The 13,200-nt window shown below is 40.7% G+C and carries 12 protein-coding genes; all 12 read left to right on the forward strand.

Annotation, left to right across the window (positions count from 1 at the left end; translation table 11 throughout):
* Positions 1 to 32: 32 nt before the first annotated feature.
* The 12 genes from E6C50_RS10100 to E6C50_RS10155 are packed head-to-tail and all read left to right on the forward strand — an operon-like array spanning position 33 to position 13,140.
* A complete protein-coding gene (locus tag E6C50_RS10100; RefSeq protein WP_136403113.1) occupies positions 33 to 1,061 on the forward strand; it encodes a glycosyltransferase family A protein in 1,029 nt (342 codons plus the stop codon).
* A gap of 10 nt (positions 1,062 to 1,071) precedes the next feature.
* On the forward strand, positions 1,072 to 1,875 hold the full coding sequence (locus E6C50_RS10105; RefSeq protein WP_136403114.1) for a hypothetical protein: 804 nt from the start codon (positions 1,072 to 1,074) through the stop codon (positions 1,873 to 1,875).
* Positions 1,872 to 2,948, forward strand: a complete 1,077-nt coding sequence (locus E6C50_RS10110; RefSeq protein ID WP_136403115.1) for a glycosyltransferase family 2 protein — start codon at positions 1,872 to 1,874, stop codon at positions 2,946 to 2,948. Before E6C50_RS10105 ends, E6C50_RS10110 begins: the two co-directional genes overlap by 4 nt.
* Before the next feature lie 27 nt (positions 2,949 to 2,975).
* Positions 2,976 to 4,082 (forward strand): glycosyltransferase family 4 protein, encoded by a 1,107-nt coding sequence (locus E6C50_RS10115; protein WP_136403116.1) that lies wholly within the window; start codon positions 2,976 to 2,978, stop codon positions 4,080 to 4,082.
* Entirely contained in the window at positions 4,079 to 4,756 is a 678-nt protein-coding gene (locus E6C50_RS10120) for an acylneuraminate cytidylyltransferase family protein (RefSeq protein WP_136403117.1), read from the forward strand. The genes E6C50_RS10115 and E6C50_RS10120 overlap by 4 nt, the downstream gene beginning before the upstream one ends.
* A complete protein-coding gene (neuB, locus tag E6C50_RS10125) occupies positions 4,753 to 5,793 on the forward strand; it encodes an N-acetylneuraminate synthase (RefSeq protein WP_136403118.1) in 1,041 nt (346 codons plus the stop codon). Before E6C50_RS10120 ends, neuB begins: the two co-directional genes overlap by 4 nt.
* 7 nt (positions 5,794 to 5,800) lie before the next feature.
* Positions 5,801 to 6,922 (forward strand): UDP-N-acetylglucosamine 2-epimerase, encoded by a 1,122-nt coding sequence (gene neuC, locus E6C50_RS10130; RefSeq protein WP_136403119.1) that lies wholly within the window; start codon positions 5,801 to 5,803, stop codon positions 6,920 to 6,922.
* Between the two features lie 4 nt (positions 6,923 to 6,926).
* Positions 6,927 to 8,321: a glycosyltransferase family protein gene (locus tag E6C50_RS10135; RefSeq protein WP_136403120.1), complete on the forward strand. Its 1,395-nt coding sequence runs from the start codon at positions 6,927 to 6,929 to the stop codon at positions 8,319 to 8,321.
* A complete protein-coding gene (locus tag E6C50_RS10140) occupies positions 8,318 to 9,469 on the forward strand; it encodes a glycosyltransferase family 4 protein (protein ID WP_317128622.1) in 1,152 nt (383 codons plus the stop codon). Before E6C50_RS10135 ends, E6C50_RS10140 begins: the two co-directional genes overlap by 4 nt.
* Positions 9,466 to 11,004, forward strand: a complete 1,539-nt coding sequence (locus E6C50_RS10145) for a glycosyltransferase family 2 protein (RefSeq protein ID WP_136403121.1) — start codon at positions 9,466 to 9,468, stop codon at positions 11,002 to 11,004. Before E6C50_RS10140 ends, E6C50_RS10145 begins: the two co-directional genes overlap by 4 nt.
* Positions 11,001 to 12,002 (forward strand): glycosyltransferase family 2 protein, encoded by a 1,002-nt coding sequence (locus tag E6C50_RS10150; RefSeq protein ID WP_136403122.1) that lies wholly within the window; start codon positions 11,001 to 11,003, stop codon positions 12,000 to 12,002. The genes E6C50_RS10145 and E6C50_RS10150 overlap by 4 nt, the downstream gene beginning before the upstream one ends.
* 19 nt (positions 12,003 to 12,021) lie before the next feature.
* Complete coding sequence (locus E6C50_RS10155) at positions 12,022 to 13,140, forward strand: glycosyltransferase (RefSeq protein ID WP_136403123.1); 1,119 nt, start codon at positions 12,022 to 12,024, stop codon at positions 13,138 to 13,140.
* The last annotated feature ends 60 nt before the right edge of the window (positions 13,141 to 13,200 follow it).

A 13,200-nucleotide genomic window follows, 5' to 3' on the forward strand; every position in this document is an offset into this window, starting at 1 on the left:
ATCAGGCATAAAAAGCAATTTATTCATAAACGATGCGGGTAGGATTTAATCCACATAAAGATCAAATACAACAATCGGACGATTACTTCCATCAGGTAATCCTGCCGGTCTATATTCCGTCTTTCGAAGGCTATTTTAAAGATAGTTTCGCGATACTGAAATATTGTATCGATTCGTTGTTGCTAACGGTTCATTCCAAAACCTATATCACGATTGTGAATAATGGCAGTTGTGAAACCATTGTGAACTATCTGAATGAATTACTTGCAGCTCAAAAAATTCACGAATTACTGCATACTACAAATGTCGGAAAAATGAATGCCGTTTTAAAAGGGCTGTCCGGAAATGACTTTCCGTTGGTTACTATTGCCGATTCCGATGTGATGTTTTTACCCGACTGGCAAAAGGCGACCTATGCGGTGTTTGAAAATTTTCCGAAGGCTGGTGCGGTTTGTCCAACGCCGTCGTCGCGATCCTATAAAACCTATACGGCGAATATTTTTTGGGACTATTTTTGGTCCCGAAAATTACAGTTTACAGCCGTGAAAAACCCGGAAGGATTAAAAGCATTTGGTCATAGTGTGGGAAATGAAAATTTTTACAATTGCTACCAACTGGAAAAATACCTGACGCTCACGCAAGGCAACACCAAAGCGGTGATTGGCGCGGGACATTATCTGGCAACCTATCGACATGAAATTTTTAAAAAAGGATTACCCAAGCAAACCCGATTTCGTTTAGGAGGAACCAGCGAACGGGACATATTGGATATTCCAGTGGTCAAATCAGGTTATTACCGGTTGTCAACAGAAGATAATTATGCATTTCATCTGGGAAATGTAACCGAATCCTGGATGACCGATGCGTTAGATAAACTTATAAATACACTGGTTGCGGAAGTGAAACCACCCGATTTAAAAAGCATAAAGGGTATTGGAATTGGGTATTTTGTTAAGATCCGATTATTTTCCAAAATTATATTTCATAAAAGTATTTTACCTTTATTTTTTCGTTTTAAAGGATTACCGACTCGGATGGTACAGGCCTATTTGAAAAATTAATACAATTGGAATGGTAGATAAAAATAAAATTGCAATTATAACCACAGTAGCCAGTTTTAAACTGTACACAAAAACAGCTACTTTGTTTCCCAAAGGAACCACCAAAATTGTGATCGACGGAACGCAGGGGATGTATGGAATAGACAGTATTCACTATATGTTTCGTAAATTAAAAAACAAAGGTTTCGAATGGATCATCATGGCAGATGAAGATATTTTCTTTTATGATTCCGAGTTGATTTTTGATCTGATACAGCATATGAAATCCAATGATCTGGATATTTGTGGCGTTCGGGATGGCGGAATGATAGGACATCGAAACAACAATCCCGAAGCAATTAATACCTTTTTTTCGGTTCTTAATTTTAAAAAAATTGCAGAGAAATATGATCAAAAGGAAATAATGACGTACCAACGTTATTTTCCGAATTTATATCAGGATAAGGATTATGCAGCATTGCCATATAAGTATGACGTGGCGAGTCTTAAAGAACCGTACTATTGTTTTTATTTCTGGGCACATCACAAAGGATATAAATTTCTGTATTTAGATACCATAAATCCGGTAGGAGAAGATGCAATAGGGAATATAATCCTGCTACCCAACGGACAAAAAATAGCATTTCATAGCTGGTATGCCAGAGCCTATGAAGTATATGAGGACCAAACACTGCGCATAGGAGGCTTTCTAAAAGATTTTAAAATAAACGATATGACGGTCGACTGGGCAACGGTTACCGTTATGAAAGACAATCTTCACAACTGGAAAAAAAGATTCAGAAAAATAATCAAAAAACTGATCCGTACGTCATGATTACCGTTATCTATCCTTATAGGAATCGTGATTTTGAGCGGGTGAGGCGTTCTTTGGATTCCCTGAAAATACAAACGGATACGAATTTTAAAACCGTATTAGTCGACTATGGTTCAGACGAAACAACGGCTTGTGCTGTACAGGAATTAATCCAAAATTATCCTTTTGTTGACTATCATTATCTTTTTACCGGAGCACAACCCTGGAGTCGAAGTATCGCCTTGAATTATGCCATCCGAAAAGCCGATACCGACTATTGTTTTATGGCCGATATCGATATGATTTTTGCTCCGGATTTTATTGCTTTTGCCAATCAGTATGCCCGATTGGATGAAGGTTTGTATTTCCCGGTTGGCTTTCTATCGGAAGCGGAAAGTAGTGCGAAAAAATCATTTGATCAATATGTAATAAAGTTTAGTAGTAACCGTGAAGCAGCGGGAATGTCGTTGTTTCCTACGGAAAAATTGCGGCAGATTCGAGGCTACGATCAGTTTTTTCATTTCTGGGGTTCGGAAGATAACGATATTCATAACCGCTTAAAACAGCTGGGTTGCCCGATTCGATTTTGTGATGATACAATACGGATGCTACACCAATGGCATCCCAATTTCCGACAAACGGAAAGTCCTTTGTTGAAAAGGGAATTGCAACTTTCGGGTGTGGCCGAATTAAACCAGGAGCATTTCCGATTCAATCAACAACAGCAGTTTACAACTGTCAACTCCGAAAATTGGGGCATCGTGATAAACGAAAAAGATTACAATAGCTTACAACAACTTCCGGTTCGAAAAATAACGAACCGTAAAAGTGTTGTCGATCATTTGCTATTCGGTGAATTACCACGATTGAAAGAGGGACAAACGCTTAGTGTTTGTATCGAAGAAGAACCGTCTTATAACAGTTTTAAATACAAACTCAAAAAATTGCTGGGCAAAAAGGTGCCGGATTGTTATACGCTAAAAGAATGTAACGACCTGTTGTTACGCCACATCGTTACACAATATGCTCATTTGCCATATACCTATAAAATAAGCGAAAACCTTAGCGGTATCGAGTTTAAAATAAAAAAATAGAAGCTATATTTTTTATATTTTTACCAAATGGTAGCAAATTTTCCCAAGGTAATCCTTATTTCGCAATTGCCACTGCCTTATCCGAAAATAGGGAGTTGGACAACCTTATATAAGAATTACTTAGAAAGCAATCACCAGATCGATTATATTATCTGTGAACAACCGGAAAAAAGATTCGAATCCGTAATTTATACGTTGGTTGAAAACACATTACAGGCAAAAATCATCCGAAAATGGAAGAAAAACCGCTATATCGGTTATTTGGATGCTTTGGAAAGCTTGTTGCAATCGGATCAGAAATATATCATTCAGATTGTCGACAATTACGGAATTGTGAAACCGTTAGCGGAAATGCTTACTCTAAAAGGGTTACGACAGAATTGTTATTTGCAATTTTGCTACCACGGATTTCCACCTTTTCACGAAAATTTTTCCGGAAGATGGTTTTTTGAAACTATCGATGAAATGGTTGTACTCACACACGATTCGTATAAAGCACATAAAAACTATTACACCATTTTACCAACCCGTTTTTCAGTACTTCATAATGGTGTGGATACCACAAAGTTTCACCCGGTTACACCCGTAACCAAACAACTTTTAAAAGAAGAATTTGGTGTCGCCAACAAAAAAGTTTTTGTTTGGTGTGCACAGGATCGTCCTAAAAAAGGACTACATATTGTTTTGGATGCCTGGAAAAATGTGATCGAAAAACGAGACGATTGTGTTTTGTGGGTCATCGGAACCGAACCCAAAGAGACAACGGAAGGTGTTCGTTATTTTGGAAGAATTCCGAATGATGAATTGCCAAAATACCTTCAGGCAGCCGATTGTTATTTGTTTTCAACGCTGTGTCACGAAGGTTTTGGCTTAAGCCTTATCGAAGCCCTGCATTGTGGGAATTATTGCATCGCATCCGCTTTAGGAGGAGTTCCCGAAGTATTGCAATACGGAAAGTTTGGAAAACTAATCGAAAGTCCGCATTTTGTCTCCGAATGGGAAAAAGCAATGTTGGATTTTGCAGAAAATCCCGGGCAATCTTATGCTTTTGATACCGCGTTGTATACCACCGAAAACTGGAATGCAGGAATGAATACGATTATTGCATCTGCTCAAAAGAAAATGGCCCAATGAAAACGATAGCTGTAATTCCGGCTCGCGGAGGCTCGAAACGACTTCCCGGGAAAAATATAAAACCACTCGGAGGTATACCGCTTATCGTGCATTCCATAGAATATGCCAAAGCTAATGCGGATATAATCGATGCTATCGTAGTAAGTACCGATGATCCGGAAATCAAAAAAATAGCGTTGGATTACGGAACGATTGTAATCGACAGACCTGCTGCACTTTCGGGCGATTTGGAACCAACGGTTACCGCTTTAAAACATGTGTTGGAATCGCTAACGGAAAAACCGGAAAATGTCGTTTTATTACAGGCGACAAATCCGTTACGACCGGTAGCATTACTTCGGGACAGTTTTGAAAAATATAGCGCGACCGGAGCCGATAGTTTGTTTTCGGTAACACCCATAATCCGTAAATTAGGAAAAATAACACAATCCCGGTACGTGCCGTTTAATTATGAAATCGGACAACGAAGTCAGGATATGGAACCTTTATATTTTGAAAACGGATTGCTATACATCAGTAAAACCGAACTTATTTTAGAAGCACAAAAAATTATAAGCGAACAGGCTATTCCCTGGATTGTGGAGCATCCGTTTGCCGAACTGGATATCGATACGGAAGCCGATTTTGAATATGCATCCTATCTGTATCACAACCATAAAACACCAAATAAATGAATCCTTATATTGAAATAGCTGGCCGAAAAATCGGGCCGGATTATCCGCCATTGGTAATTGCCGAAATCGGAATTAATCACGAAGGCTCGCTACAAACGGCCAAGGAAATGGTCGATGCTGCTTTTCGCGCTGGCGTGGAAGTGGTGAAACATCAGACCCATATTGTAGCCGATGAAATGAGTGGTGCCGCCAAAAAGGTAATACCCGGTAATGCCGATGTGTCGATCTATGAAATTATGGAACGTTGTGCGTTAAACGAAGCCGATGAACTCGAACTTAAAAATTATGTGGAAAGTAAAGGCATGATTTTTATTTCGACACCGTTTTCCAGAGCGGCTGCTGAACGCTTGCGAAAATTCGATATTCCGGCCTATAAGATTGGTTCGGGCGAATGCAACAATTATCCGTTACTCGAACATATCGCATCGTTTGGAAAACCGGTAATTTTAAGTACCGGGATGAATACCATTGAAAGTATTCGTAAAGCCGTTGCGATTTTTGATAAACACAGCGTACCGGTAGCGCTATTGCATACGACGAATTTGTATCCTACGCCAATCCATTTGGTTCGTTTTGGAGCAATGACCGAAATGCACAATGCCTTCCCGGATAAGGTTTTCGGATTAAGTGATCATACGTTAAATAATAATGCTTGTCTTGGTGCGGTAGCCTTGGGAGCGTCCATTTTGGAACGCCATTTTACCGATCATATGGAGCGCACCGGACCGGATATTATTTGCAGTATGGACGAACAAAATTGTGCCGATCTGATTCGGAATTCGGCCGAAATCGCATTAATGCGTGGCGGAACCAAACAGCCGGCAAAAGAGGAACAGGTAACCATCGATTTTGCATTTGCTACTTTGTGTACGATTCGGGATATCAAAAAAGGTGACGTTTTTACAAAAGAAAATATCTGGGTAAAACGTCCCGGAACCGGAAAAATACTGGCCGAACATTTCGAATCCGTATTGGGTAAAACTGCAGGACGGGATATTGCTAACGACGTACAGCTAAACTGGGATGATATAGTATAATTGCACGATGAAAAAAATTGTATTTCTAACCGGTACCCGTGCCGATTTCGGGAAAATCAAATCGCTGATCCAGGCTTTGGAAAAGCAACCGGATTTTATTCCGTATCTTTTTGTCACCGGTATGCACTTGCAGCAGGAATACGGGTATACGTGGATTGAGATTGAACGCTGTGGATTTACAAATCTGCATGCGTTTGAAAATCATACCCACGAAACAACAATGGATCTGACACTGGCCAAAACCATCGAAGGATTGTCGGCTTACTGTAAAGAGATCCAACCGGATATGATTATCATTCATGGCGACAGGGTAGAAGCGTTGGCGGGCGCTATTGTAGGATCGCTCAACAATATCCTGGTAGCGCATATTGAAGGCGGAGAAATTTCCGGAACGATAGATGAATTGATCCGACATGCGACAAGTAAGATGAGCCACGTTCATTTTGTGTCGAATGATACGGCCAAAAAGCGATTGATACAGATGGGAGAATTGGAAACGTCTGTATCGGTTATCGGTTCTCCGGATTTGGATATTATGTTTTCGGACACACTTCCCGACCTGCAAACCGTAAAAGAATACTATGAAATAGATTTTGATCATTATGCGGTGGCCATGTTCCACCCGGTGACGACCGAATTTCAAAATATGCAAGACTATGCCGATAATTTTGTTGGCGCATTATTAGAAGATGATCGCCCGTATGTGGTCATTTATCCGAATAATGATTTAGGGAATTCAGCCATACTGAAAGCTTACGAAAAATTAAAAGGGAATGATCGCTTTCGGGTTTTTCCGTCCTTGCGGTTTGAATATTTTCTGACTTTGCTCAAAAATGCCCGTTTTATTATCGGAAACAGTAGTGCCGGAATCAGAGAGGCACCGTATTACGGTTTGCCGATTATTAACATCGGCAGTCGCCAGCAAAATCGTTCTGTAAATGGTGATATTTTGAATGTAACCTACGATAAAGTGGCTATTCAGGAAGCGTTGAAGGTTATCGGTGCACATACCGTTCAAAAAATAACCGGTGATTTTGGTAGCGGAAATAGCGCCGAATTATTTGTCAGTTCTCTTAAAGAAGCGAATCTTTGGCAATTGAACCACCAAAAACAATTTAGGGATATTTAAAAAGATGTCAAAAAACAAGATTTTTATTTTGCTTCCGGACGGAATTGGGCTTCGCAATTTTGCCTATTCCCGTTTTCACGAATTGGGAGTCGAACAAGGCTACGACGTGGTTTTCTGGAATAATACCCCTTTTCAGCTAACCGGTTTAGGGTTTCCGGAAATTGTAATCCGCGAAGCGAAAAGTAACAAACGTACCGAAGTCTATAAAAATGCCCGGAAACAAATTGAATTAAACCGGAATAAAAGACAATTTAATGATGCGGTTTACGATACCTATCGGTTTCCGTATTCGTATAGAAATATAAAAACGGCACTTAAAAGTATGGCGACCCAATGGTTGACATGGCGCTATACATCCGATAGCGGAATCTTTAAAATCCGACAAAATATTCGCGAACTCGAAAAACAAACGGCCTATTTCCGGGAGTGTAAGAAAGTGTTGGAAACGGAAAAACCGGCGATGGTATTCTGTACCAATCAACGACCAATGACTGCTATTGCGCCACTTTTGGCCGCTCAGGAACTGGGAATTCCCACGGCAACGTTTATTTTTTCATGGGATAACCTGCCCAAAGCTACAATGGTAGTCGAAACCGATTATTATTTTGTCTGGAGTGCTTTTATGAAAGCGGAACTTCTAAAATATTATCCGTATATTCAATCGGAATCTATTTTTGTAACGGGAACACCGCAATTCGAATCGCATTTTGAAAAAGAACGATTGCTTTCGAGGGAGGCGTTTTTTCAAGCGAATGGATTGGATCCGAATAAAAAATATATCTGTTATTCCGGAGACGATATCACCACTTGTCCCGATGATCCGGAATACCTTGAAAATGTAGCGGAGGCTATCGAAACGCTCAATCGGGAAGGACAGGAATTGGGGGTTTTGTTCCGCAGATGTCCGGTGGATTTTTCGGATCGTTTCGATTCGGTACTGAAAAAATACAAACACCTTATCGTACCGGTAAACCCCAAATGGGAGAAAAAAGGAGGCATGTGGAATACGATTTTGCCTACTCCGGCCGATTTGGATTTGCAAATGAATACGATCGCCCATACTGAAATGGTCATCAATTTGGGATCGTCGATGGTTTTTGATTATGCCGCACATCACAAACCGTGCGCCTATATCAATTATGATGTTGAAAATAAAAAAATAGCCGACTGGTCGGTAAAAAAGATATACAAGTATGTGCATTTCCGTTCGATGCCCGATCCGAAAGCCGTGATCTGGTTGAACGATAAAAATACAATCGGTGCTGCGATTCGGGAAGTGGTGGTTAACGGAAAGAGTGATACGACAAAAGCCGAAGAATGGTTCCGGATTATCAATGCGGTTCCGCCCGAAATGGCTTCAAAAAATATATGGAACGCGATTAATACCCTGTTGTCATGATGCACATTGCTTTTTTAACACCGGAATATCCGCACGAAAAGGTACTCAACAGCGGCGGAATCGGGACCAGTATTAAAAATCTGGCGGTAGCATTAGCGCAAACTGGTGTCACGGTATCGGTAGTGGTCTACGGACAAACGGAAGATTGTGTTTTTGAAGAAAACGATGTCACGATTTATTCGGTCAAAAAACGAAAATACAAATGGGCAACCTGGTATTTTTACCGGAAATACCTGGAATCCTATCTGAATGATCTGATTGTTTCCGAAAAAATTACACTGGTCGAAGCACCGGATTGGACGGGTATAACCGCTTTTATGACATTAAAAGCACCGTTGATCATCCGTTTTCACGGTAGCGATGCCTATTTCTGTCACCTGGAAAACAGACCGCAGAAACGGAAAAATTTCTATTTTGAAAAATGGGGCATCCAAAAGGCAAAAGCCTATATTGCTCCGACAACCTTTGCCGGTGCGCTAACAAAAAAGATTTTTAATATCCGAAATAAAGAAATCGTAACGATTCATTATGGATTGAATCTGGAACAATTCCGCGATAATGGAACCCATCAGGAAGAAAACGGACTATTGCTCTATATCGGGACGATAATCCGCAAAAAAGGCGTACTGGAATTGCCCGGAATCATGAAATACGTGATCGGACAAAACCCGGAAGCGCGTTTAATTCTGATCGGAAACGATTCGTCCGATATTACAACCGGAGCGTCGTCTACCTGGGAATTACTGTCGGATGGTCTTGATGATTCGCTAAAAGATAAAATAGAATATAAAGGCAAAATACCGTATGAAAAAGTACGGACGTATATCGAAAAAGCACAGGTCTGTATTTTTCCTACTTTTGCAGAAACGTTGGGAATGGTAACAATCGAATCGATGGCCATGCGAAAGCCGGTCGTGAATAGTAATATCGGTTGGGCTAACGAACTGATTGTGGACGGAGAAAGCGGTTTTCTGGTACATCCAACGGATCATAAAACTTATGCCGACCGCATTGTACGTTTGTTAAACGATTCGGAATTACGAGAAAATATGGAGAAAAAAGCCGAAGTCAGAACGCACGAGAAATTTAATATCGCGAAAACGGTTGAACAAAATATAGCCTTTTACAAAAAGATAATCGGAACATGATCGTATTGTATCATCATCAAAATTCCGTCGCGACTGTTATGGACCTTGAAAGCGGTACTACAATCGCGGTTCCGGATTCCGGAAATATAGCCTGTAGTTTACTACGGTTGGCAACGGATTATCCGGATCGGTTGTTACTTTGGTGCGATGCAAATTATCGGGAGGAATTACATCTGGAAAAAATACCAGAACTTTTCTTCTATAAAAAAAGAATGCTATCCTATGGTATCGGAAATTTTATACCGGATGCTATTGGTTATGTAGACGAGAGTTTGTTTGCCAATCCCAATCGAAACGTAACATTCCCAACCTGGCAAATGCATGTCACGGTAGGCGGAATATATGCCGAAACTTTAAACGCATTAAAAGACCTGAAAGCCGACCGGAATTTTGCCTTTTTTTTAGGTTCTCTGGCCAAACAGGGAATGGCTATCGGATTAGCATGTTGTTCGGAACCATTACTATTCCGAAAACAATTGGATCCCAAAATTAAAACCGGACCGGAAGCGTCGGATCAATTATTGTTCCGATTTGTAAAACATCACTATCGCGGTCGTTGGATTTTGATGTTGTTGTTAAACCTGTTCTTGTACGAACGAAAAGTAACGTTATTGCCTTTTGTATTAGCTTTATTTTATAAACGAAGAACACTCTCCGGTGTAGCACTAAACAATAGCACTGAACAAATAACGGATATAAAACCTTTTGCGTTTGACGTTATCATTCCGACCATCGGTCGAAAAACATTTTTATATGATGTTTTACGGGACTTGTCGGCTCAGACATTAAAACCGAAACGAGTAATCCTGATAGAACAAAATCCGGTGGCAGATAGTAGTAGCGAATTGGATTACCTCACAAAGGAATCATGGCCTTTTGAAATCATACACCGTTTAATACATCAAACCGGAGCTTGTAATGCGCGGAATATGGCTTTGTCGTTTGTACAAAGTGAATGGGTATTTCTGGCGGATGATGATATTCGGTTTCAGTCGGATTTTTTAGAACAGGCAAGCCGCGAAATTGGCAAAACTGGAGGAAAGGTATTTACGCTAAGTTGTCTGCAAAAAGACGATATCCCGAAATATACCAACCGTCTGCAGTGGGAAAACTTTGGCTCGGGTTGTAGTATTGTACATCGCGACGCCTTGCAAGGACTTAAATTTGACATGCGGTTTGAAAATGGTTTTGGGGAAGATACCGATTTTGGAATGCAACTCCGCAATAAGGGATATGATATCTTATATTTACCACAACCCGAAATATTACATCTGAAAGCACCCGTGGGCGGTTTTAGAACCCGTCCCGTTTTGGAATGGCAAAACGATGAGGTACAACCCAAACCATCGCCTACAGTGATGCTGTTCCGACTGCTACATTATACCGAACAACAACTATTAGGATACAAGACCACACTTTGTATCAAGTTTTATACAATTCAATCGGACAAAAATCCAATACGCTATTATAAAAAGTTCGGTAAAGCCTGGAATCGAAGTACCTATTGGGCAAATGTTTTAAAAGAACGATCATGAAAAATACATTGATCATCTGTACTTATAAAAGAGCGCAATCGGTATTGCGATTGTTGCGATCGGTGGCGGTGCAAACCTGTTATCCGGATGTGATTCTTATTGTCGATGGTTCGCCAGACAATGAAACGAAAATCATTTTACAGGAAAATCCCTTTCAAAATTTAAAATACCATAAAGTTACGCCGGAAAACAGAGGGCTTACCAAACAACGCAATGTTGGGATCAGTCTTGTTCCGGCCGATAGTGATATCATCTGTTTTTTGGACGATGATACCATTCTGGAAAAAGACTATTTTGAAGCATTGCTTAAAACGTATACGTTATATCCCGATGCCAAAGGCGTGGGCGGTTATATTACCAACGAAGTAGAATGGAAACCGATCACACCGGGCTATACGATTTCGAAAAATGAATTCGAATACGACGGATGGGTACGTAAAGACGGTAGTCGTTTTGTGTTGCGAAAAAAGCTGGGACTGGATGCCGATAGACCACCCGGGTTTTTGCCGACGTTTTCACACGGACGAAGTGTTAGTTTTTTACCGCCTTCCGGAAAGACCTATCCTGTGGAACAACTCATGGGTGGTGTTTCGTCTTTTAAAAAAGAAATTTTTCAAAACTTCCGTTTTTCGGACTATTTCGAAGGCTATGGCTTGTATGAAGATGCCGATTTCTGTCTTCGGGTTTCGAAAATAGAAAAAATATATGTCAATACCAACGCCCGACTGGAACACCATCACGATGCTTCCGGACGGCCGAATCAGTATCACTATGGCCGAATGGTGGTGCGAAACGGTTGGTATGTCTGGAAAGTGGCCTATCCGAATCCGGATTGGAAATCGATCCTAAAATGGCATACGATTATCGGTTTGCTACTTTTGATACGGATTAGTAATATTGTGACAACATCCGATAAAAGAGCAGCTTGTACCGAATCGTTGGGACGATTCACCGGATGGGTCAGTCTGCTGTTTAACAAACCAAAAGAAAAGGTATAATTCCTGAAAATTTTAGAATATGAAGTTAGCTCTTATTACACATGTGCCGCATATTATCCGGGAAAACCGGTATTATGCTTATGGGCCTTATGTAAAGGAAATGAACCTTTGGTTTCAATATGTCGATACGGTTTTGTTGGTTGCTCCGATTCAGGATGGAGCCATTTCGGCGATCGATTTGCCCTACCAACATTCGAAAATCGACTTTCGCGTGGTTCCGGCTTTTTCGCTTTTGTCGGTTAAGGAAATAGTCAAAACAATAATACACTTACCGCGAATTGTCTGTGCGACTTATATCGCGATGCGCGATGCAGATCATATTCATCTGCGTTGTCCCGGAAATATGGGATTGGTAGCCTGTTTGGTACAAATGCTCTTTCCGAAGAAAAACAAAACAGCAAAATATGCCGGTAATTGGGATCCTAAAAGTAAGCAACCCTGGAGTTATCGCTTGCAAAAGTGGATTTTGGAGAATACCTGGCTTACCCGAAATATGAAAGTGTTGGTCTATGGCGAATGGGAAAATGCCAGTTCGAATATCGTTCCCTTTTTTACGGCAACCTATCGCGATAGTGATAAAAAAGAGGTTCCGTTGCGAACACTCGATACTACTATAAATTTACTTTTTGTGGGAACCTTATCCAAAGGAAAACGACCTTTGTATGCTGTACAATTGACCGAAGCCTTGCTACGGTCGGGATATGCGGTTCGTTTGGAAGTATATGGAGAAGGTACGGAACGGGAAAATTTAGAAAATTATATTCGCGACAACGCATTACAACACTATATCATATTACACGGAAATCAGGAGGCTGAAATCGTTGAAAAGGCTTATCAAAAGAGTCATTTTTTAATATTACCTTCGCAAAGTGAGGGATGGCCTAAGGTGGTTGCAGAAGCGATGTTTTGGGGCTGTGTGCCGGTTGCAACCAGAGTTTCCTGCGTGCCAACTATGCTGGATAACGGAAAAAGAGGAATTCTGTTGTCAATGTCTGTCGCAGAAGATAGGATGTTAATGGAACAATGTCTCGCAAGTCCTGCGGATTACCGGGAAAGAGCCAGACTGGGAATGGAATGGTCCCGACAGTTTACGTTGGACTATTTTGAAAGTGAAATACAAAAAATGCTAAGAAAATAATAATGCTCAAAAAAGTCGTTATATTCGGGACGATAAGCATCGTCTTGCTATTGCTTCTGA

The organism is Flavobacterium supellecticarium (assembly GCF_004801375.1).
Lineage (GTDB): Bacteria > Bacteroidota > Bacteroidia > Flavobacteriales > Flavobacteriaceae > Flavobacterium > Flavobacterium supellecticarium.

What these genes read in the sequence shown, in the direction of transcription:
- E6C50_RS10155 (WP_136403123.1), top strand. Translation starts at nt 12,022, where the DNA reads ATGAAGTTAGCTCTTATTACACATGTGCCGCATATTATCCGGGAAAAC.
- E6C50_RS10110 (WP_136403115.1), top strand. Translation starts at nt 1,872, where the DNA reads ATGATTACCGTTATCTATCCTTATAGGAATCGTGATTTTGAGCGGGTG.
- E6C50_RS10135 (WP_136403120.1), top strand. Translation starts at nt 6,927, where the DNA reads ATGTCAAAAAACAAGATTTTTATTTTGCTTCCGGACGGAATTGGGCTT.
- E6C50_RS10115 (WP_136403116.1), top strand. Translation starts at nt 2,976, where the DNA reads ATGGTAGCAAATTTTCCCAAGGTAATCCTTATTTCGCAATTGCCACTG.
- E6C50_RS10100 (WP_136403113.1), top strand. Translation starts at nt 33, where the DNA reads ATGCGGGTAGGATTTAATCCACATAAAGATCAAATACAACAATCGGAC.
- neuB (WP_136403118.1), top strand. Translation starts at nt 4,753, where the DNA reads ATGAATCCTTATATTGAAATAGCTGGCCGAAAAATCGGGCCGGATTAT.
- E6C50_RS10150 (WP_136403122.1), top strand. Translation starts at nt 11,001, where the DNA reads ATGAAAAATACATTGATCATCTGTACTTATAAAAGAGCGCAATCGGTA.
- E6C50_RS10105 (WP_136403114.1), top strand. Translation starts at nt 1,072, where the DNA reads ATGGTAGATAAAAATAAAATTGCAATTATAACCACAGTAGCCAGTTTT.
- E6C50_RS10140 (WP_317128622.1), top strand. Translation starts at nt 8,318, where the DNA reads ATGATGCACATTGCTTTTTTAACACCGGAATATCCGCACGAAAAGGTA.
- E6C50_RS10120 (WP_136403117.1), top strand. Translation starts at nt 4,079, where the DNA reads ATGAAAACGATAGCTGTAATTCCGGCTCGCGGAGGCTCGAAACGACTT.
- E6C50_RS10145 (WP_136403121.1), top strand. Translation starts at nt 9,466, where the DNA reads ATGATCGTATTGTATCATCATCAAAATTCCGTCGCGACTGTTATGGAC.
- neuC (WP_136403119.1), top strand. Translation starts at nt 5,801, where the DNA reads ATGAAAAAAATTGTATTTCTAACCGGTACCCGTGCCGATTTCGGGAAA.